General features: G+C 55.0%; 17 protein-coding genes and 1 other RNA gene. 9 read left to right on the top strand and 9 right to left on the bottom strand.

What is annotated here, in order from left to right; translation table 11 throughout:
• Positions 1 to 3: 3 nt before the first annotated feature.
• A complete protein-coding gene (locus J2125_RS22395) occupies positions 4 to 426 on the bottom strand; it encodes a hotdog fold thioesterase (RefSeq protein WP_017802160.1) in 423 nt (140 codons plus the stop codon).
• Positions 427 to 3,480, bottom strand: coding sequence for a D-2-hydroxyglutarate dehydrogenase YdiJ (ydiJ, locus tag J2125_RS22390; RefSeq protein WP_017802159.1), 3,054 nt, complete (start codon positions 3,478 to 3,480; stop codon positions 427 to 429).
• A gap of 225 nt (positions 3,481 to 3,705) precedes the next feature.
• Between ydiJ and ydiK the strand changes: the two genes are divergently transcribed.
• A complete protein-coding gene (gene ydiK, locus J2125_RS22385; RefSeq protein WP_017802158.1) occupies positions 3,706 to 4,842 on the top strand; it encodes an AI-2E family transporter YdiK in 1,137 nt (378 codons plus the stop codon).
• A gap of 255 nt (positions 4,843 to 5,097) precedes the next feature.
• Positions 5,098 to 5,201, top strand: an RNA gene (gene rprA, locus J2125_RS22380) — antisense sRNA RprA.
• A gap of 221 nt (positions 5,202 to 5,422) precedes the next feature.
• Here the strand turns inward: rprA and ppsA are convergent.
• Entirely contained in the window at positions 5,423 to 7,798 is a 2,376-nt protein-coding gene (ppsA, locus tag J2125_RS22375; RefSeq protein WP_017802157.1) for a phosphoenolpyruvate synthase, read from the bottom strand.
• Between the two features lie 487 nt (positions 7,799 to 8,285).
• On the opposite strand from ppsA, the gene ppsR reads away from it, so the two are divergent.
• From ppsR to J2125_RS22340, 7 genes are all read left to right on the top strand, one after another.
• Positions 8,286 to 9,119: a posphoenolpyruvate synthetase regulatory kinase/phosphorylase PpsR gene (gene ppsR / locus J2125_RS22370; protein ID WP_017802156.1), complete on the top strand. Its 834-nt coding sequence runs from the start codon at positions 8,286 to 8,288 to the stop codon at positions 9,117 to 9,119.
• A gap of 175 nt (positions 9,120 to 9,294) precedes the next feature.
• Positions 9,295 to 10,341 carry a 3-deoxy-7-phosphoheptulonate synthase gene (locus J2125_RS22365; RefSeq protein ID WP_017802155.1) on the top strand — a complete coding sequence of 349 codons (1,047 nt, stop codon included), beginning with the start codon at positions 9,295 to 9,297 and terminating at the stop codon, positions 10,339 to 10,341.
• A 267-nt stretch (positions 10,342 to 10,608) separates the two neighbouring features.
• Entirely contained in the window at positions 10,609 to 12,624 is a 2,016-nt protein-coding gene (locus J2125_RS22360) for a TonB-dependent hemoglobin/transferrin/lactoferrin family receptor (protein ID WP_017802154.1), read from the top strand.
• A 51-nt stretch (positions 12,625 to 12,675) separates the two neighbouring features.
• Positions 12,676 to 13,707: a hemin-degrading factor gene (locus tag J2125_RS22355; RefSeq protein ID WP_017802153.1), complete on the top strand. Its 1,032-nt coding sequence runs from the start codon at positions 12,676 to 12,678 to the stop codon at positions 13,705 to 13,707.
• A complete protein-coding gene (locus J2125_RS22350) occupies positions 13,704 to 14,522 on the top strand; it encodes a heme/hemin ABC transporter substrate-binding protein (protein ID WP_017802152.1) in 819 nt (272 codons plus the stop codon). The genes J2125_RS22355 and J2125_RS22350 overlap by 4 nt, the downstream gene beginning before the upstream one ends.
• Positions 14,519 to 15,520, top strand: a complete 1,002-nt coding sequence (locus tag J2125_RS22345) for a FecCD family ABC transporter permease (RefSeq protein ID WP_209499538.1) — start codon at positions 14,519 to 14,521, stop codon at positions 15,518 to 15,520. The genes J2125_RS22350 and J2125_RS22345 overlap by 4 nt, the downstream gene beginning before the upstream one ends.
• Positions 15,513 to 16,292, top strand: a complete 780-nt coding sequence (locus J2125_RS22340; RefSeq protein ID WP_017802150.1) for a heme ABC transporter ATP-binding protein — start codon at positions 15,513 to 15,515, stop codon at positions 16,290 to 16,292. The genes J2125_RS22345 and J2125_RS22340 overlap by 8 nt, the downstream gene beginning before the upstream one ends.
• On the opposite strand, the gene J2125_RS22335 is transcribed toward J2125_RS22340, so the two are convergent.
• The 6 genes from J2125_RS22335 to btuC all read right to left on the bottom strand — a co-directional run bounded on the left by J2125_RS22335 (position 16,289) and on the right by btuC (position 21,854).
• Positions 16,289 to 17,728 carry a protein adenylyltransferase SelO gene (locus J2125_RS22335; RefSeq protein WP_017802149.1) on the bottom strand — a complete coding sequence of 480 codons (1,440 nt, stop codon included), beginning with the start codon at positions 17,726 to 17,728 and terminating at the stop codon, positions 16,289 to 16,291. The two genes, J2125_RS22340 and J2125_RS22335, sit on opposite strands and share 4 nt — an antisense overlap.
• 130 nt (positions 17,729 to 17,858) lie before the next feature.
• Complete coding sequence (locus J2125_RS22330; RefSeq protein WP_017802148.1) at positions 17,859 to 18,599, bottom strand: EAL domain-containing protein; 741 nt, start codon at positions 18,597 to 18,599, stop codon at positions 17,859 to 17,861.
• A gap of 382 nt (positions 18,600 to 18,981) precedes the next feature.
• Positions 18,982 to 19,440, bottom strand: a complete 459-nt coding sequence (locus tag J2125_RS22325; protein ID WP_017802147.1) for a C40 family peptidase — start codon at positions 19,438 to 19,440, stop codon at positions 18,982 to 18,984.
• A gap of 92 nt (positions 19,441 to 19,532) precedes the next feature.
• Complete coding sequence (btuD, locus tag J2125_RS22320; protein WP_017802146.1) at positions 19,533 to 20,285, bottom strand: vitamin B12 ABC transporter ATP-binding protein BtuD; 753 nt, start codon at positions 20,283 to 20,285, stop codon at positions 19,533 to 19,535.
• Positions 20,286 to 20,831 (bottom strand): glutathione peroxidase, encoded by a 546-nt coding sequence (locus J2125_RS22315; RefSeq protein ID WP_017802145.1) that lies wholly within the window; start codon positions 20,829 to 20,831, stop codon positions 20,286 to 20,288.
• 33 nt (positions 20,832 to 20,864) lie between these two features.
• A complete protein-coding gene (gene btuC / locus J2125_RS22310; protein WP_017802144.1) occupies positions 20,865 to 21,854 on the bottom strand; it encodes a vitamin B12 ABC transporter permease BtuC in 990 nt (329 codons plus the stop codon).
• Positions 21,855 to 21,911 lie beyond the last annotated feature (57 nt).

Raw genomic sequence — 21,911 nt, 5'->3', positions numbered from 1 at the left:
AGATTATTGCCGTTGCATCACCGACGTGGTTAAGCGTGAAATGCAGCACAGCTGGTCTTGCTGGTCGAAAATCTCAATCTGCCACACCTGATGCGACCGGCCAAGATGCAGCGGCCGACAGACGCCACGCACTTCGCCTTCACGCGCCGAACGAATGTGGTTGGCATTGATCTCCAGCCCGACAATATAGTCATCCCCGGTGGTACAGAGATAACCCGCCATTGAACCCAGCGTTTCCGCCAGCGCCGCCGAAGCGCCGCCATGCAGCAGGCCAAACGGCTGTGTGGTGCGATGATCAACCGGCATCATCGCAGCGAGGCTGTCATCGGTTAACGCCGTAAAGCGAATGCCAAGATGTTCGACCATACAGCCAGCGCTGCGCTGATTAAGCTGCAACAGCGTGGTTTCACGTTTCCAGATTGCCATTTACACCATCTCCAGCAGAGCCTGTAGTGGATGACGCATGCCATTGCCCTCAATACGTTTCACCTGGCTGCGACAGGAGTAACCGGTGGCCAGACAGCGCTGACGCGGTAATTTCTGCAACGCCTGATGCCATGACAGCGCATAAATTCCCAGCGAATTTTCAAGGTTTTTGCTCTCATGGCCGTAAGTTCCCGCCATACCGCAACACCCGACGCTGATATTTTCCAGCCTGGCACCAAAACGGGCGAAAATTCCCTGCCACTGGTCTGGCGTTGACGGCAGCGCGGTAACTTCGGTGCAGTGACCAAACAGATACCAGGCTTCTCCACTGGCTTCTGGCGCATCGCGCAGATCAAGCGCATTTTGCAGCCACTCGTGCACCAGCTGCACATGGAAGTCGCCGCGCTTATCGCCGAGGATCTCTTTGTACTCATCGCGATAGCAGAGCACCAGCGCCGGATCGACGCCCACCATCGGCATCTGCAAACGGGCGACGCGATTCAGAACGTCGGCGGTCTTCTGCGCAGTGCGGGCGAAACGCTGCAAAAAGCCCTTGATATGTTGCGCTTTGCCGTTGGGCGAAAACGGCAGCAATACCGGCTGATAACCCAGTTTTTCAATCAGGCGCACAAAATCAGCAACCAGCTGCGCTTCGTAGTAACTGGTAAAGGGATCCTGCACCACCAGCACCATTTTCGCCCGTTGCTCTGCGCTAAGCAGCTCAAGGCTCTCCAGCGTAGCTTTACCGGCAGCGTGCCCGGCCAGCTGCTGTTTCAGATTGGGTGACGAGAGCAGCGGCAGATCGACCATGCCGATATGTTTTTTACTCAGCTCACGGATCCATGGCTGGCGCAGGAAGAAGTTAAAGGTCTTCGGCGCACGCGCCATCAGCGGCGCATAGCTCTCGACGCTGGCGACCAGATGATCACTGAGCGGGCGCAGATAGCGCGTATGGTAGAGCTGCAAAAAGCGCGAGCGGAAACCTGGCACATCAATTTTGATCGGACACTGGGTGGAACAGGCTTTACAGGCCAGACAGCCCGACATCGCCTCTTTCACCTCATGGGAGAAGTCATACTCGCCCTGCTTAGCATGCCAGCTGTTGCGGGTGCGTTCGATCAAGCCACGCAGGCTGACACCGGCGGTCGGCAGCTGTTTCTCCAGCAGCAGTGGATCGACGCCTTTCTCCGCCAGCAGACGCAGCCATTCACGCGTCAGCGTAGCGCGTCCTTTTGGCGAGTGAATGCGGTTGCGGGTAATCTTCATCGACGGGCACATCGGACTGCGCGCATCAAAGTTAAAGCATAAGCCGTTGCCGTTACACTCCATGGCGCCGCGCCAGTCGCTGCGCACATTCACCGGGATCTGGCAATCATAAGTGCCACGCTTCACCGCATCGACTTTCATCATCGGATCATCGACGCCGAGCGGCGCACAGATTTTGCCCGGATTAAGCCGGTTGGCGGGATCAAATGCCGCTTTAATCCGGCGTAACTCATGATAGAGCGTCTCGCCAAAGAACGCCGGACTGTATTCGGCGCGGAAACCTTTTCCATGTTCGCCCCACAGCAGACCGCCGTAGCGCGCGGTCAGCGCCACCACCTCATCAGAGATCTGCTTCATCAGCATCTCCTGCTGCGGATCGCACATATCCAGCGCCGGACGGACATGCAGCACGCCGGCATCGACATGGCCAAACATGCCGTAACTCAGGTTATGACTGTCGAGTAAGGCGCGAAATTCCACAATGTAATCCGCCAGATGATCCGGCGGCACCGCCGTATCTTCGACAAACGGAATCGGTTTGGCGCGCCCTTTGGCATTGCCCAGCAGACCGACCGCTTTTTTACGCATCGCATAGATGCGCTCAATGCCGTCGAGGTCGTTACACAGCTGGTAGCCAATCACTCCGCCCTCGCGCGCCGCCATCAGCCCTTCCAGGCGTTCACACAGTGATTCAACCTGGCTGTCGATCAGCGCCTTATCATCACCGGCAAATTCGACAATATTTAGCCCAAGCATGGTCTGATCCGCCACATCGGTAATCAGTTCACTCACCGAATGCCAGACAATATCTTCGCGCGCCAGATTAAGCACTTTTGAGTCAACGGTTTCCACCGACAGCGCTTTGGCCTCTACCATAAATGGCGCATTGCGCAGCGCCGAATCAAAGGCGTCATATTTAATATTGACCAGCCGTCGCACTTTCGGCAGCGGCGTAATATCCAGCCGCGCTTCGCTGATAAACGCCAGCGTCCCTTCGGCACCACACAGGATGCGCGTCAGGTCAAAACGTTGCAGGTCGTCACTCAGTACATGGCGCAGATCGTAACCGGTTAAAAAGCGGTTCAGTTTCGGGAATTTTTCGACAATCAATGCGCGCTGATCGCGACAGCTGGCGAGTACCGTGCGATAGATCTCGCCTTCTGGCGTGGCGTCCTGCGCCAGCTTCTCCGCCAGCGCTACCGGCATTTCACGCGTATCAAGGATCTCGCCGCCCAGCAACACCGCTCGCAGGCCCAGTACGTGGTCGGAGGTTTTACCGTACACCAGCGACCCCTGACCGGAGGCATCGGTATTGATCATCCCGCCGAGGGTGGCGCGATTACTGGTTGAGAGTTCCGGTGAAAAGAAGTAGCCATAGGGTTTCAGGTAAGCATTAAGCTGATCTTTAATCACCCCGGCTTCCACCCGTACCCAGCCCTGCTCCGGGTTAATTTCCAGAATACGGTTCATATGGCGCGACATATCGACCACAATGCCCTGGTTCAGCGACTGGCCATTGGTGCCGGTGCCGCCGCCGCGGGGGGTAAACACCAGGCTGCTGAAACGTGTTTCACCGGCAATACGGGCAATCAGCGCGACATCAGCGGTGGATCGCGGAAAAAGCACCGCATCGGGCAACAATTGATAGATACTGTTATCGGTCGACATTGTCAGGCGATCGGCATAACTGGTTGCCGTATCACCGGTGAAGCCCTGCTGCTGTAAAGTTTCCAAAAACGTCAGCACCAGCTGAATGAGGCCAGGTGCCTGAGAAATCTGTGGGATCATTATCGGGTGACCAGCATGTTGAGTGAAACGTTTGCGTATAATTTTGTAAGTTATCCGTTTTATCACATTTTTATATGACCTGTCGTTTTTTCAGAAAAGGTAAAAACTGTTTTTTTACGCCACTGTCACAAACCCAATCTATGCATCATTATTATTCAGGTAGCCCTGATGGCTGACATCATGGAATGCAACTGTGAAGGAAATTTTTGAGGTGTTAATTTTCGTATGAAAAACCTGCAACGTGGTACGGATTTACCGCAGATAATGTTTACGCTGATGTTTATTACTATTTTAATCGTCGCGTGTTTTTGGGTCGTGCAGCCGTTTATTCTCGGCTTCGCCTGGGCCAGCATGGTGGTGATCGCCACCTGGCCGTTAATGATTAAGATTCAGAGCTGGCTGTGGGGACGACGCTCGCTGGCGGTACTGGCGATGACGCTGCTTTTACTGCTGCTGTTTATTATTCCGATCGCCATTCTGGTCAACAGTCTGATTGATAACAGCGCGCCGGTGATCGCCTGGGCCACGTCCGGCCATCTGCAGATCCCACGGCTCAGCTGGCTGCAGGAGATCCCGATGGCCGGCGATAAGCTGTATGCCAGCTATCACAAGCTGATTGATGGCGGTGGTTCAGCGCTGATGGCGAAAGTGCAGCCCTATGTTGGTCGCACTACCGGCTTTTTTGTCGCGCAGGCCGGTCATTTTGGCCGCTTTATGATGCACCTCGGTCTGATGCTGCTGTTCAGCATTCTGCTCTACTGGCGTGGTGAGCAGGTCGGCAATGGCATTCGTCACTTTGCCTGGCGTCTGGCTGGCCGTCGCGGCGACGCATCGGTGTTGCTGGCGGGTCAGGCGGTACGCGCCGTGGCGCTCGGCGTGGTCGTTACCGCGCTGGTTCAGGGCGTGCTGGGGGGAATCGGACTGGCGATCTCCGGCATCCCTTACGCCACCCTGTTGACCGTGCTGATGATTCTGTTCTGTCTGGTGCAGCTCGGCCCGTTGCCGGTGCTGGTGCCGGCGATTATCTGGCTCTACTGGAGCGGCGACACCACCTGGGGCACCGTACTGCTGGTGTGGAGCTGCGTGGTCGGTACGCTGGATAATGTGCTGCGACCGATGTTAATCCGCATGGGCGCCGATTTGCCGATGATCCTGATCCTTTCCGGCGTGATTGGTGGTCTGTTCGCATTCGGCATGATCGGTCTGTTTATCGGCCCGGTGGTGCTGGCCGTCTCTTACCGCCTGGTTTCAGTGTGGATGCATGAAGCGCCGCCGCCCAATGAAGACCCACACGATGTGGTCGAAGAGCTGGCGGAAATTGAAAACGAAGCCGCCGCGTCAGAGTCCGATCATAAACAGTAATCCTCTCAGGCGGCCAGTTGCCACTGGCCGCCGAAAAATTTACACGTCACGTCTTAATTAACTTTGATTAGTATCTTTTACCTGTAAAAGCCTCATTTTGCCCTTTCCAGTTGATAATTTGCTTAATTGATTACTTTCCAGACAGTTTTGTCGTCTGATTTGCACCTGGCGTGTCACAAAGGATTATTGCCTTTAAACTAATAAGAGGATTCTTAAAGACGCCTGGAGCGATGGTGCATAGTATGAATCACATGTTCGGGATCAAACCCCTGATTTTTAAACAACCTTTTTACCCTGAGTAAAGTAAAGAATTGCTGTGTGTAGTCTTTGCCCATCCCATGTGATGGGCTTTTTTTTTGCCGCTTGCCGTCTGAACCGGCGCAGAACACCCACCCCGCCCCGTCACTCTATCCTGTTGATTTAATGGCAATAATTTTATTGTGCATCCTTTCAGCATCTGGCCGTTATTTTTACCACTTTTCGTCTGACAAATTTATCATTTCAGGACCAGTGAAAAGTAAAAAAGCGCCACATTGACTGTGGCGCTTTTCCCGCTGCGGATAAAGGTCAGATATCAGGCTTATTTAATCTGCGCCAGACTTAACCAGGTCTGCACCACGGTATCCGGGTTCAGAGATAAACTGTCGATACCCTCTTCCATCAGCCAGGCGGCGAAGTCCTCGTGGTCCGAAGGTCCCTGACCGCAGATACCGACATATTTACCCTGTTTCTTCGCTGCACGAATCGCCATCGACAGCAGTGCTTTCACCGCCTCGTTACGCTCATCAAACAGTTCGGATACCACGCCGGAGTCACGATCCAGTCCCAGCGCCAGCTGGGTCATATCATTCGAACCAATCGAGAAGCCGTCAAAATATTGCAGGAACTGTTCAGCCAGCAGCGCGTTAGACGGGATCTCACACATCATAATTAATTTCAGCCCGTTCTCGCCGCGCTTCAGTCCCTGCCGCTCCAGCTCTTCCACTACCGCTTTGGCCTGCGCCACGGTACGGACAAACGGCACCATAATCTCGACGTTAGTCAGGCCCATTTCATTGCGTACGCGTTTTACTGCCGCGCACTCCAGCGCGAAACAGTCGCGGAAGCTGTCGGCAACATAACGACCGGCGCCACGGAAGCCCAGCATCGGGTTCTCCTCCTGCGGTTCGTAGCGCTCGCCACCGACCAGGTTGGCGTACTCATTCGATTTAAAGTCAGACAGACGGACAATCACCCGCTTCGGCGAGAAGGCGGCGCCCAGCGTGGCGATCCCTTCAGTCAGGCGACCAATATAGAATTCGACCGGATCGTCAAAACCTTTCATCAGCGCTTTGATCTGCTTTTGCAGTTCCGGCGTCTGCTGATCAAACTCCAGTAATGCCTTTGGATGCACGCCGATCATACGGTTGATAATAAACTCCAGACGCGCCAGGCCAACGCCTTCATTTGGCAGACAGGCGAAGTCAAAAGCACGATCCGGATTACCGACGTTCATCATAATTTTCAGCGGCAGCGCGGGAAGTTCATCGACCTGCGAACTGGTGATATCAAAGTCGAGCAGCTCGTCATACACATAGCCGGTATCGCCTTCGGCGCAGGAGACCGTCACTTTATGGCCCTCTTGCAGTCGCTCTGTGGCGTCACCGCAGCCCACCACCGCCGGGATCCCCAGTTCACGGGCGATAATCGCCGCATGACAGGTACGCCCACCACGGTTGGTGACAATCGCCGACGCTTTTTTCATGATCGGTTCCCAGTCCGGGTCGGTCATATCAGTGACCAGCACATCGCCTTTTTCAATGCGGTTCATTTCGCTGATATCGTGAATCACCTTCACTTCACCGGCACCGATGCGATGACCGATGGCACGGCCTTCGATCACCACTTTGCCTTTGCCCTGCAGCGAGTAGCGCTCCATCACCTGTCCGTTCGAACGCACGGTTTCCGGACGCGCCTGCACGATAAACAGTTTGCCGGTATGACCATCCTTCGCCCATTCGATATCCATTGGACGCTGGTAGTGCTGCTCAATCTGCACTGCCTGTCGCGCCAGCGCCTGCACTTCGTCATCGGTCAGCGAGAAGCGGTCGCGATCGTCCTGCGGCACATCTTCAATCCGCACCTGTTCGCCATGCTCTTTTGAGTCGGCGTACACCATACGGATTTTTTTTGAGCCCATATTGCGGCGCACAATTGACGGACGGTTAGCCGCCAGCGTCGGTTTATGCACATAGAACTCATCAGGATTAACCGCCCCCTGCACCACCATTTCACCGAGACCAAACGCAGCGGTGATAAACACCACCTGATCAAAACCGGATTCGGTATCAATGGTAAACATTACGCCTGAAGAGGCGAGATCCGAACGCACCATACGCTGAACGCCAGCTGACAGCGCCACGCCGCGATGATCATAGCCCTGATGCACACGGTAAGAGATGGCGCGATCGTTAAACAGCGAGGCATAGACGTGTTTTACCGCCACCATCACCGCATCGATGCCCTGCACATTAAGGAAGGTTTCCTGCTGACCGGCAAACGAAGCATCGGGCATATCTTCTGCGGTCGCAGAAGAACGCACCGCAAATGAGGCGTCGGCATCATCGCTGGAGAGCTGCTGATAAGCCGTCAGGATCGCCTGCTCCAGTTCGGGCTGGAACGGGGTTTCAATGATCCACTGGCGAATCTGTTTACCGGCTTTCGCCAGTTCATCAATATCATCAATATCGGTCTTATCCAGCAGCTCATAGATGCGCTGATTAACGCCGCTTTGGTCAAGGAATTGGTTGAAAGCATCGGAGGTGGTGGCAAAGCCATTTGGCACTGACACACCCAGTGAGGACAGATTGGTAATCATTTCACCCAGAGAAGCATTTTTGCCTCCCACCCGATCAACATCATTCATGCCGAGCTGGTTGTACCAGAGTACTAACGGCACTTCGCCTATATTGGACATTGAAGCAATCCTTTTCAGATTTAAATGGGGGGTACTAAAAAGCATTTAAACGCGCTGATAACGCATCCTCAGCCTGGCACATTCATTTAACAAAGAGAAAGAGGTGAATCGTTCAAGCAGGCAAAAAATGCGATTTTAAGAAAACTCCGCGCTTATTTATTTTGTTGCGCAACGCGTTAATATCAACATAAATACTTTAAAATCATACAGCTGTTAACAGATTCAGTAAGAAATGGGCTATTTTATTTGCGCAACGGAATGATGGCGGAAATAACCCTTCCGTCACCAGTTACGCGCTACACTGTGGTAAAAGAACAGAAACGTCATTTCATTTTGTTATGTTTCCCTTTTCAGTCGAATCTGATAAAAACGGAGTTTTCATTTCCTGGTTTTGAATGATTTATTTCAGTTCACCAGCATAATCACTATAAGCACCGCCTGAACCGGCGCATTCACTCTTAACAAAAAGCACAGCTCAGGAGATAAAATGGACATAGCGGGCGAACGAAGTGTTTTTTACATCTCTGACGGCACCGCCATTACCGCGGAAGTGCTCGGCCATGCGGTGATGTCGCAGTTCCCGGTGGGAATGAATAGCGTGACGCTGCCCTTTGTGGAAAATGTGCAGCGTGCGCAGGCGGTGAAAGGCCAGATCAATGCCATCTATCAGCAAAGCGGCATCCGCCCACTGGTGTTCTTTTCGATTGTGACGCCGGATGTGCGCGAAATTATTATGCAAAGCGACGGTTTTTGTCAGGATATCGTGCAGTCACTGGTTGCCCCGCTGCAGCAGGAGCTGGGGATGGCGCCCGCGCCGGTAGCCCACCGTACCCATGGTCTGACGGCCAATAATCTTGGTAAGTACGATGCGCGCATTGCAGCGATTGATTACGCGCTGGCCCATGATGACGGTATCTCATTGCGCGGTCTGGAAGACGCTCAGGTGATTCTGTTAGGCGTTTCACGCTGCGGTAAAACCCCCACCAGCCTCTACCTGGCAATGCAGTTTGGCGTACGTGCGGCAAACTATCCGTTTATCGCAGATGATATGGATAATCTGAAACTGCCACCCGCGCTAAAAGCGCATCAGCAGAAGCTGTTCGGACTGACCATTGATCCCGAGCGTCTGGCGGCAATCCGTCAGGAGCGCGCGGAAAACACCCGTTACGCCTCAATGCGGCAGTGCCGGATGGAAGTCGGTGAGGTGGAAGCCCTGTTCCGTACGCAGCAAATTCGCTATCTGAACAGCACTAACTATTCGGTCGAAGAGATCGCGACAAAAATCCTCGATATTATGGGTCTGAACCGTCATATGTACTGAAGTGCTGCTTTTATCTGCGCCGCCAGCGATCAGGGCGGCTTTTTATGCGGCAATTTGTGTCAGAAAGCGCGTTTTACTATCCCTGCGGTTTGAATTCATCGTTATTTGCTCTATTGTGATCACCATCACTTCCCGGCACTTCTGCCGCTGCGAAGAAAAAATTTCAGAGAATTAAATGAACAAAACAGATGAACTGCGAACCGCGCGCATCGAGAGTCTGATTACGCCTGAACAGCTGGCTTCCAGACATCCGATTACTGCGGCGATTGCAGAAAACGTGACAGCGTCACGCAAGCGCATTGCGCGTATCCTGTCTGGCGAGGATAAACGCCTGCTGGTGGTGATTGGCCCCTGCTCGCTGCATGATCCGGTCGCTGCAGTTGAGTATGCGCAGCGACTGAACGCCCTGCGGGTAAAGCATCAGCATCGTCTTGAAATTGTGATGCGCACCTACTTTGAAAAACCCCGTACGGTAGTTGGCTGGAAAGGCCTGATCTCCGATCCGCACCTTGATGGTAGTTTCCGCGTAAATCAGGGGCTGGAAATTGCCCGTAAGCTGCTGCTGGATATCAATGCGCTCGGCATGCCAACCGCCACTGAATTTCTTGATATGGTGATCGGCCAGTTTATTTCTGACCTGATTAGCTGGGGCGCGATTGGCGCGCGCACGACGGAAAGTCAGATTCACCGGGAAATGGCCTCCGCGCTCTCCTGCCCGGTCGGCTTTAAAAACGGTACCGATGGCAACACACAGATTGCGGTCGATGCCATTCGCGCAGCGCGCGCCAGCCATATGTTTTTATCTGCCGATAAACAGGGGCAGATGACCATCTACCAGACCAGCGGCAACCCGTCAGGGCATATTATTATGCGCGGCGGCAAACAGCCCAACTATCACCCGGATGATATCGCGGCAGCGGCGGCCAGCCTGCGCGAATTTAATCTGCCTGAACAGCTGGTGATTGATTTCAGCCATGCCAACTGCCTGAAGCAGCATCACCGTCAGAAGGATGTCGCCGCTTCGGTAGCCCGGCAGATCCGCGACGGCTCCCACGCCATTGCCGGGGTGATGATTGAAAGCTTCCTGCAGGAAGGCACGCAGAAAGTGATTGCCGGTCAGCCGCTGACCTACGGTCAGTCCATTACCGATCCCTGCCTTGGCTGGGATGACAGCGAAGCGGTGCTGGCCTTGCTGGCGGATGCCGTCGACAGTCGTTTCTGATCTTCTGCGCTGGCCCGTCAGGGCCAGCGCTACTGCACAATTTCACATTTCCTTCCTTTCATCACGTCTCCTTTAACATTTTGTTCTTGCCTGAATGAAACATTTGTTGATAATGATTATCATTGTGAAAACAATTAGCATTACTAAACAGGTGGGTTTACGGAGCGGTGATCTTACCCACGAATAAATTTATCAACCGCCAGCTGGGGTTACGTGGTACCCAGCCAGCAAATTCCTGCATAAAGTACAATATGGAGAGTTGCACTGATGCTTAACTTACCTTCAGCCGGACTGCGCCTGTCGCGCCTGACTCTGGCTATTACCTGTAGCTTGCCCTGTTTCGCGCAGGCTGTGACTGACACCAGTGAAGAAAACAGCACCCGCAAAAAAACCGAACAAATGACAGTGGTAGCGACTGGCACACCACGCAGCACTTTTGAAGCGCCGATGATGGTGACAGTGATTGACGGCGATGCGCCCTCAGCCAGAACCGCCTCCTCCGCAGCCGATATGGTACGTCGCGTGCCCGGTATCACCGTCAGTGGTAGCGGCCGCACTAACGGCCAGGATCTGAGTATGCGCGGTTATGACCGGCGCGGCGTGCTGACGCTGGTGGACGGCGTGCGGCAGGGAACTGATACCGGCCACCTGAACAGCGTGTTTCTCGATCCGGCGCTGATTAAACGTGTAGAAGTGGTGCGTGGCCCGGCGGCGTTGCTGTATGGCAGCGGCGCGCTTGGCGGGGTGATCGCCTTTGACACCGTTGATGCCGCCGACCTGCTGGCGCCGGGAAAAAACAGTGGTTACCGGGTGTTTGCTACCGGCGCCAGCGGCGATCACAGCCTCGGACTTGGTGCCAGCGCCTTTGCGCGCAGCGACGATCTCGACGGCGTACTGGCGTGGAGTTCACGCGACCGCGGTGATATTCGCCAGAGCAGCGGCGACGCCGCGCCTAATGATGAAAGCATCAGCAATTTACTGGCGAAAGGTCACTGGCAACTGGATCAGGCGCAAACCCTGAATGGCAGTCTGCGTTATTACAATAACAACGCACAGGAGCCACGCAATCCGCAGGCGAGTCAGCCGGGCGTCAGTAACCCGATGACTGACCGCTCCACCATTCAGCGCGATATGCAGCTGGGTTACCATCTCGAGCCGGCCGATAACCCCTGGCTGGATGCCAGCGTCAGCGGTTACTGGTCAGAGACACGTATTAATGCCGGTACGCGGGAAACCGGCAGCGATTCGCGCCAGCAGACCACCAAAGGGCTGAAACTGGACAACCACAGCCGCCTGTTCAGCGACAGTATTGCCGCGAATCAGCTGACGTACGGGGGGGAATATTATCGTCAGGAGCAGCAGCCGGGCGGTAACGCCACCAGTTTCCCGCAGGCGAAAATCGACTTCGCCTCCGGCTGGTTGCAGGATGAAATCACCCTGCGCGATCTGCCGGTTACCCTGCTGCTGGGCAGTCGCTTCGACAGCTATAGCGGCAGCAGCGCCGGTCATGCCGATGTCGATGCGGATAAATGGTCATCACGCGCCGCGTTGTCGGTCACGCCTGCTGACTGGCTGATGCTGTTTAGTTCATATGCCCAGGCGTTCCGCGCCCCGACCATGGGCGAACTGTATAACGACAGTGTGCACTTTTCATTCCCAGGTTACGTTAATCGCTGGGTGCCCAATCCCAACCTGCGTCCGGAAACCAACGCCACACGTGAGGCGGGCTTCGGATTGCGTTTCGACGATCTGCTGACGGCGCGTGATGATGTTGAGTTTAAAGCCAGCTACTTTGACACCCGGGCGAAAGACTATATCTATCCGGAAGTGAATTTCCCGGCGGGCACCACGTATAACACCAACCTGCCAGAGGCCAAAATCTGGGGCTGGGATATGAATCTGAAATATAACCACCCGCTGTTTAGCTGGAATCTGGCTTATAACCGTACGCGCGGCAAAGACAGCAATAGCGGCGAGTGGATCTCCAGCCTCAATCCGGACACCGTCACCAGTATGGTCGATATTCCGCTGGCGCAGAGTCCGTTCTCCGTCGGCTGGGTCGGCACCTTTGCTGAGCGATCCAGCCATATCAGCGCCCAGTACGCCAGCCAGCCGGGTTATGCGGTGAACGATTTCTATCTGCGCTACCAGGGGCAGGATCGCTACAAGGGCATTGCCACCACGCTGGTACTCGGCAACGCCTTTGATAAAGAGTACTACTCTTCGCAGGGCATTCCACAAGATGGGATCAACGGAAAGGTCTTCGTCAGTTATCAATGGTAATGATTGCCCCCTGCCAGCAGCCGCAGGGGCATTTAAAACAGGAAGCAACTTATGACTACACTTTATCAGCAATATCAGGATCTGAAGGCGGCGCAACCGAAGAAATATGCCCGCGATCTGGCGCGCGACATGGCAATTAGCGAAGCAGAACTGACTCATGCCCGCGTCGGTTATGATGCGCAGCAGTTACGTAATGAAATGCGCGAGATTTTGCAGGCGCTGGAAGCCGTGGGGGAAACCAAATCCATCACCCGTAACGAGTACGCCGTGCATGAACATATCGGCCACTATACCAATCTGAATATCGGTGATCATGCCGGATTGGTGCTGAACCCGCGCGCGCTGGATCTGCGTCTGTTCGTCAATAGCTGGCACAGCGCCTTTGCGCTGAAAGAGCAAAGTCCACGCGGCGAGCGCCAGAGCCTGCAGTTCTTTGATGCGCACGGTGATGCGGTACTGAAAGTGTACACCACTGAGCAGACTGATTTTGCCGCATGGGATGCGCTGATTGCCCGTTTTGCGCAGCCCGCTGCTGGCGCACTGAGCGTGACGCCGCTTGTCGCCGTGACGCAAAGCGCTGCGCCGGATGCCGCATTGATTGAAAACGAATGGCGGGCGATGACCGATGTTCATCAGTTCTTCCGTCTGCTGAAACGACACAATATCAGTCGTCAGCAGGCATTTCATGCAGTGCCTGAGGATCTGGCGATCCGCGTCGGCAATCACGCCCTGCGCCAGCTGCTGGAGGCCGCGAAAAGCGACGGCAATGAGATTATGATTTTTGTCGGCAACCGCGGCTGCGTGCAGATCTTTACCGGCACGGTTGAAAAGCTTGTGCCAATGGACAACTGGCTGAATATCTTTAATCCGCACTTTACCCTGCACCTGACTGAAGATGCTATCGCTGAAAGCTGGATCACCCGCAAGCCAACCGCCGACGGCATGGTCACCAGCCTCGAACTGTTTGCCGCCGACGGCACGCAAATTGCGCAACTGTATGGTCAGCGTACTGAAGGCCAGCCGGAGCAGATGCAGTGGCGCCAGCAGCTGGCGGCGTTAAGCGGCGAAGGAGTAAGCGCATGAAACGCTGGCTGATAGCGCTGATCGCCCTGCCACTTTCCGCACTGGCCGCCGGACGCGTGGTATCGATTGGCGGTGACGTTACACAGATTATTTATGCTCTCGATGCGCAGCAGGATCTGGTAGGTCGCGACAGCACCAGCCTGCATCCGGCGCAGGTCACTAAACTGCCCGATGTCGGTTATATGCGTCAGCTGAATACCGAAGGTATTCTGGCGCTGAAACCCACGCTGGTGCTGGCCAGCGAGCTGGCGAAGCCCTCGCTGGTTCTGCAACAGGTAGAGCAAGCTGGCGTCAAAGTGGTGACGATCACCGGCGCCACCGATCTGAAGGCTATCGACAGTAAAATTGCCACTATCGCCACGGCGCTACAGCGTCAGGACGCCGGTAAGAATCTGCAACAGCGCATTGATAAACAACTGTCAGCGCTGCCTGCACAACCGTTGCCGGTAAAAGCGCTGTTTATTCTGGCCCATAGCGGTATGACTGCGATGGCGGCCGGACGTAATACCGCCGCCGATGCAGCCTTTAGCGCCGCCGGGGTGCAGAATGCGATGGGCAATATCCAGCGTTATCAGCCGCTGTCACAGGAAGGGGTGATTGCCAGTGCCCCCGATCTGGTAGTGGTCAGCGTCTCCGGGATGGATAAGATCGGCAGTGAGGAGAATCTGTGGAAACTGCCAGGTCTGGCGATGACGCCAGCCGGTAAAAATAAGCAGTTGCTGGTGGTGGATGATATGGCGCTGCTCGGTTTTGGTCTTGATACGCCGGGTGCGATTGTTAAATTGCGTAAGGCAGCGGAAGCGGTAGCCAGATGATCGTTCGTTTTCCCCTGCGCTGGCTGGCGGTGATGCTGATTAGCCTGCTGCTGCTGGCGGTACTGGCCGCTAACCTGGGTGCCATGCGCCTGTCATTGCCGATGGTCTGGCGCGCACCGCATGACAGTATGCTGTGGCAGATTTGGTGGAATATCCGTCTGCCGCGAGTATTGCTGGCAATGCTGGTCGGCGCCGCGCTGGCGCTGTCAGGGGCGGTGATGCAGGGGCTGTTTCGCAATCCACTGGCCGATCCTGGCCTGCTGGGGATCAGCAGCGGCGCGGCGCTGGCGGTGGCTGTTTCGGTGGTGCTGCCGCTGGCGTTACCGGCAATGCTGGCGCTGTATGTGCCGATGCTGGCGGCGTTTATCGGCAGTCTGGCGATTACGCTGGTGATCTTCACCCTCAGCCGCCTCGGACAGACCGGATTGTCACGTCTGCTGCTGGTGGGGATCGCGATCAATGCCCTGTGTGGTGCAGCGGTGGGCGTGTTCTCGTGGATCAGTAACGATCAGCAGTTACGTCAGTTGTCGCTCTGGGGCATGGGCAGTCTCGGTCAGGCGCAGTGGTCAACAGTGCTGGCCTGCGCCTCACTGATTATCCCGGCGGCACTACTGATCCAGTGGCGCGCATCGCGTCTTAATCTGTTGCAGTTTGGCGAAGAGGAAGCGCACTACCTGGGTGTCGATGTGCAGCGCACCCAGCGCCATCTGATGATCCTCAGCGCCCTGCTGGTCGCGGCGGCGGTGGCGATCAGTGGCGTGATTGGTTTTATTGGCCTGGTGGTGCCGCATCTGATGCGTATCTGCCTCGGCGCCGATCACCGCTGGATGCTGCCCGGTTCGCTGCTGGCGGGCGCGATTCTGTTACTGATTGCCGATACGCTGGCGCGCACGCTGGTGGCGCCGGCTGAAATGCCGGTGGGTCTGCTGACCAGTCTGCTCGGTGGTCCGTGGTTTCTCTGGTTAATCTTGCGCCGTCAGGCAGGCAATCGTGGATAATCTGTTACAGGCGTATGGCCTGAGTTACATTGTGGGTGGCCGCCGGTTGATTGAGTCGGTTTCACTGCAGATGCACGCCGGGGAGATGGTGTCGCTGATCGGTCCAAACGGCGCCGGTAAATCGACGTTGCTGCGCCTGCTAACCGGCTACCTGCCCCCTTCGGCGGGTTATTGCCAGCTGCATGGCCTCGCGCTGACTGACTGGTCGCAACAGCAGCTGTCGCGCCAGCGCGCGGTGATGCGCCAGCAGAGTACGCTGGTATTTCCGCTACCCGTGCAGGATGTGATTGCCATGGGCCGCGCGCCCTGGCCGCAACAACCGGTGATGCCGGTGGTCAGAGAAGTGATGGCGTTAACCGGCTGTGAAGCACTGGCAAAACGTGATTATCGTCAGCTGTCAGGTGGTGAACAGCAGCGGGTGCAGTTAGCGCGCGCGCTGGCGCAGTTATGGCAACAGGACGGCCCCCAGGGCTGGCTGTTTCTTGATGAACCAACCTCGGCGCTGGATCTTTATCATCAGCAACATGCTTTACGTTTACTGCACCAGCTGACGCGTCAGAGCAAACTGACAGTATGCTGCGTGCTGCACGATCTTAATCTGGCGGCGCTGTGGTCGGATCGGATGTTGCTACTGCATCAGGGCAGTCTGGTGGCCAGCGGAACGCCGGCGGAAGTGATGACCGAAGCGACACTGACGCGCTGGTATCGGGCCGATCTGCAGGTACTTCCCCATGCCAGTGAGGCCGTACCGCAGATTGCGCTGCGCCGTTAACTGGAGCAGCTGACCTCAACTTTTTTCCCCCAGTCTGGCGGGCGTTGCGCCAGATCGGCAAACTCAGGCGCATCGTCAAACGGACGGGCCAGCGCCTGGTGCAGCCGCGTCAGCACGCTGATATCATCCTGTTCCGCCCGTTCAATCGCCTGCTGGGCCAGGTAGTTACGCAGGATAATCGCCGGGTTAACCGACTTCATCAGCCGCTGTCGCACCTCATCACTGCTTTGATCGCGCTGCAGCCGCTGGCGATAGTCGTTGTACCAGCGGTCAAAGGCGTCACGGTCAATAAATTCATCGCGCAGTGGTGAACGGCTCTCATCCTGTTGCGTCGCACTTAACAGGCGGAAGGTGCGCGTATAGTCACTGCCCTCGTTGGTCATCAGGGATAACAAACCGGTCAGAATATCGTTATCGCCTTTATCCTCGGTAAGCAGCCCCAGTTTAGCGCGCATCTTGCTGCCCCAGCTGCGCATCAGCTCGGGTTCATATTCCGCCAGCGCTTGTTTCAGCTGTTCGCTGCTCATCAACCCGGAAAGCGCGTGCGCCAGACGGTTAAGATTCCACAGCCCCACCACCGGCTGATTATCAAAGGCGTAGCGTCCCTGATGATCGGAATGATTGCAGATAAAGTCCGGCTGATAGTCGTCAAGGAAGCCATAAGGACCATAGTCCAGCGTAATACCGAGAATCGACATATTGTCGGTATTCATTACGCCATGGGCAAAACCAATGCTTTGCCAGTGGGCAATCAGCCGCGCGGTGCGTTTTACCACGTCGGTAAACCACTGCAGATATACATCAGCAGCGCCGACCAGCGCGGGCCAGTGATGGGCAATCACATAGTCAGCCAGCTGTTGCAGTTTTTCCTGCTGGCCGTTATAGAAGAAGTGTTCAAAATGGCCAAACCGCACATGGCTTTCCGCCACGCGCAGCAGCATCGCGCCGCGCTCGGTGGTTTCGCGGTATACCGGTTCATCGCTGGTCACCACGGTTAACGCGCGTGAGGTCGGTACGCCGAGATGATGCATCGCCTCGGAGGCAAGAAATTCGCGCAGCGTGGAGCGCAGAACTGCGCGACCATCGCCCATCCGCGAATAAGGCGTCAGTCCGGCTCCCTTCAGATGCCAGTCAAATTTACGACCATCGGCAAGCTGCTGTTCGCCGAGCAGAATACCGCGCCCGTCGCCCAGCTGTCCGGCCCAGACGCCAAACTGATGGCCGCTGTAGACCTGCGCCAGCGGCTGCATCCCTGGCAGCAGGGTTTCACCGCTCCACAGGGTGGCTTTATCCGCGCTAAACCAGCTGTCATCGAGGCCCAGCAGTTGCGCAACAGAGTGGCTGTAATACAGCAGACGCGGATTTTTTAATGGGGTGGGGTTAAGTGCGCTATAGAAGCCGGGTAGCTCATTAAACCAGCTATTATTGAACTGCATGCAGCCTCCTTAAAAGCAAAAATCGAGGCAATTTCTGATAAAAATCAGACAGGAAATGATGCTTTCACTGGCCCAATTTTTTCAGTTTACCCCCTGCCTGCTTCAATAGACAGGGGGTGAACCGGCTTTTCTAACCGTAGAAATCCGAAAGCTCTTTTGGTGGCCGAATTAATGCGCCCAGCGATGCTTCATCTACTGCCGGAAACAATGCACTCTGGATGCCGGAAAAAGGGTACTTGCTGATCTCTTCCAGCCCATTTGCATCATCAACGCCCTGAACAATGATCTGCTGACAGTGCGGAGCAATATTATTCAACACAGCATTTATAAAAGGTGCAAAAGAGAGACGCCTGATATTGTGCTGAATAAAAGTCTTATCTAATTTCACCCGGTAAAAAAGGTTGTCATAAACCGCTTTTGGTGTGGCTTTACCCGCACCAAAATTTTGCAGACTAAGATAAAACTGATCGCTTAACGCCGTCAGCAAAGGATTATCTCTGCCTTCCGATAAATTCGCGAAGCTTTCATTAATTTCCAGTTCGAGACAATCCAACAACCCCATTTTGTGTAAAAGGAACTCGCTATCTAAAATCGCCTGGGCGATCATTTCGTCAATATTAATAGCGACATGCAGATCATGATGACTAAAGAAATCATAATGTTTTTCTACTAAACTAATTTGGCTTTGCAGCAGTGCGATGCGTTGCTCAAAGGTAAGCTGCGCAATCAGCATCTCAACCGGGATCGCCACATTAGCCGTTTCATGCGAGAACCACGAGATAAGTTCCACGGCAGTCAACTGACCCGTCAGGGTGTAAATAGGATAAAATGCTGCACTAATATCATAGTCAGCAGCTAAATGGATTTTCATTTTGTTAAGCCATTATTAAGTGGCAGTTTGCGCATCCTATAACAACAAATTATGACAATCAATAGCGCTAATGGGCCTTCAGCTGCATCCTCCTTTGCACAGACAGAAAAGTCCCGGGCAAAACGTAAATAAAATTAACGATTGAAAGTCACAAATTGTGCTTATCCACAGATAGCAGGTACGCGTCGGAAAGGTTTTCTTCTATCGTAGTGAGTGACGAAGCGGGAAAATCTGAGTTAAGGGAATATAAAAAAATCGTCTAATTGAAATAGTATCATTCACAGCGCCGAAAAACCTGGGATGATTATCTCCTTTTTCTGTCGCTGATTAAATGCGCATTTATCTGAAACTATTCGCAGACTATTAAATAGTTTCAATCATTTTAAATCCTGCGCGCCTGCCAGAATACTTTTCGCCAATAAACATTATCCAGCGAAGATCGTATCACTCCCCTGCTGGTTGAGGCATGAATAAACTGATTGTCAGTATCATAAATGCCAACATGCAGGCCATTTTCCCCGCTGCCGGTTTTGAAAAATACTAAATCGCCAGGCAACAGGTCATCTTTGTCGATGCGGGTGCCAACATCCGTCTGGGCTTCAGTGGTGCGCGGTAGTTGCAAATCAAAGCGGTCGCGGAAGGTAAGATAGACAAAACCAGAGCAGTCAACACCACCACGGCTCATGCCGCCATAACGATAAGGCGTGCCGCGCCACTGGCCCAGTTGTTCATTTAGCTGGGCGATAACCGTAATCGAATCTGACAGTCGTCCATTTGGCGGCGGAGCATGACTGCTGCAACCAGCCAGAATAAGCACGACAATAATAAGCCAGATGCGCATAACAGCAGTTCCCGGAAAAATAAGATAAAAATAACTTTATACTATACAACGAGTAGAAACCATCGACACGGACGGCAAGAACGGCTCCCACGCTAATCCACCAGCGTGGTAAGAATTTGCTGCCCTTCAACCGTGAGTTTACGGAATGGCACCTGATAGAGTTGTTCAAGCTGCTCAGGCTGCATCACCTGTTGCGTATCGCCCTGAGCGATCACCGCGCCCGCCTTCATTAACCAGACCTGTTGCGCATGACGCAGACTGTGGTTGAGATCATGCCCGCTCATTATTACCGTTACGCCCGCCTGACACTGAGCCAGCAGCAGACGATCCAGCGCCGCCTGCTGCGCCACATCCAGCCCGGCCATCGGTTCATCCAGCAGCAGCAGTTTGCCGTGGGAATTGGCCTGCGGTGTAATCTGTAACAGCACCGCCGCCAGCCGCACCCGCTGCCACTCGCCACCGGAAAGCTGATTAAGCGGTCGCGCCAGTTTATCCTCCAGGTGCAGCTCAGCCAGAATATGCGCTAATGCCCTGTCATAAGGCTGGTCGGCATATTGCAGATGCTGTTGCAGATAGTGGAATACCGCCATCAGACCGGGCGGCAGCTGTTGCTGGTGCAGCCAGCCGCGATGACGCGCCAGCTGCTGGCCACTCCAGCTCTCCAGCGGTCTGGCGAGAAACTGAATCCGTCCGCTGCCCGCCAGCAAACCCGATAACCGGGCCAGCAGCGAGCTTTTACCGGCCCCGTTGGGGCCGAGCAGATGGATAAGCTGTCCGCGGGTGACCTGAGCGCTAAAGGGCGCCAGACGTCCGGCCACCGCAGCGCCATCAATCTCCAGCAGCATTTATCCGGCCAGCGCCTGCTTAATGCTGTTAACGATAATCGGATCATCCGGCGTCATATCTGGCGAGAAACGTTGCAGCACTTCACCGTTACGTCCAATCAGGAACTTTTCAAAATTCCACAGGATATCGCCGCTGGCTTTTGGCGCGCGGCCTTTGCTGGTCATACGCTCAAGGAAGCCACTGCCTTCCGGAGCAAGCGCCTGCGGCTGTGCGGCTGTCAGTTGCGCATACAGCGGATGACGATGATCACCATTAACCTCGATTTTACTGAACATCGGGAAAGTCACACCATAAGTGGTGCTGCAAAAGGTTTTAATCTCTTCGTTAGTGCCCGGCTCCTGCTCAAGGAATGCATTGCACGGAAAGCCCAGTACATCGAAGCCCTGCGGATGGTGTTCTTTCTGCAACTGCTCGAGCTGCTCATATTGCGCGGTTAAACCACATTTTGACGCCACGTTAACCACTAACAGCACTTTGCCTTGCCACTGTTGCAGCGTGGTTTTCTCACCATCCAGCGTCACCAGTTCTGTATCATAAATACTCATGCGGATTTCCTGTGTCAGGGTTGAGTTTGCCAGCTAGTGCTGACGACGGTTGTTCAGTAATAACCAGATAAAGATCGGCGCGCCCAGCGTAGCGGTCACTACGCCAATCGGCAGTTCCGCCGACGTCAGCACCACACGGGCGATAATATCTGCGCCCAGTAATACTGAGGCGCCCGCCAGCGCGCATGCCGGTAACAGTATGCGGTGATCGGTCAGCCCGTTAAGCCGCAATATGTGCGGGATCACCAGGCCGACAAAGCCGATGGCCCCGGCCAGCGCCACGCTGACGCCCACCAGCCAGCCAATCGCCATCACCAGCAGATTACGCCATAACGCCAGCGGCAGGCCCAGCTGACGCGCGGAAACCTCCCCCAGCGCCAGTAAATTCAGCGCGCGTGACTGAGCGGTCAGCCATAACAGAATCGGCAACAGCGCCAGCATCAGCCAGCGATAACGCCAGTCAATGCCGCTAAAGCCCCCCATCATCCAGTACATTAACTGGCGCAGATCGAGGCTGCTACTGAAATAGACCGCCCAGGTCATCACCGCGCTACAGATAATCCCCAGCGCCACACCGGCCAGCAGCAGACGACTGCTGGAGAGATGATGACGGGCAAAGCGCAGCAGAATCAGCGTTGCCAGCAGCGCGCCAGCGATGGCGGCAAGGCTGTGGCTCCAGGGTTGCCCGCTACCGAGCATCACACTTAATACCAGCCCGACGCCAGCGCCATTGGAAACACCCAGCAATCCCGGTTCCGCCAGCGGATTATCAAACAGCGCCTGCATCACCGCACCAGCAACGGCCAGTGACGCCCCCACCAGTAATACCGCCAGCGTACGTGGCAAACGCAGTTGCCAGACAAACAGCTGCCCCTGCTGACTGAACCAGGCGTCAGGCGCGATCCAGCTGTCACCGGCGCACAGGCTAATTATCGTCACCAGCAGCGTCAGCGCCAGCAACAACCCCAGCCAGCGCCGCCCATAGCGTTCGGCGCGCTGCGACAGGTGCGAAAGCAGCGTCATTGATGGCTCTTTATCAAAGAAAACAGGGTTTTAATTGTAGTGGCTGCGGCAGAAAAA

Source organism: Winslowiella toletana, from assembly GCF_017875465.1.
In the GTDB taxonomy this organism is placed as follows: Bacteria; Pseudomonadota; Gammaproteobacteria; order Enterobacterales; family Enterobacteriaceae; genus Erwinia; species Erwinia toletana.
This window is presented reverse-complemented; position numbering and strand designations above follow the sequence as displayed.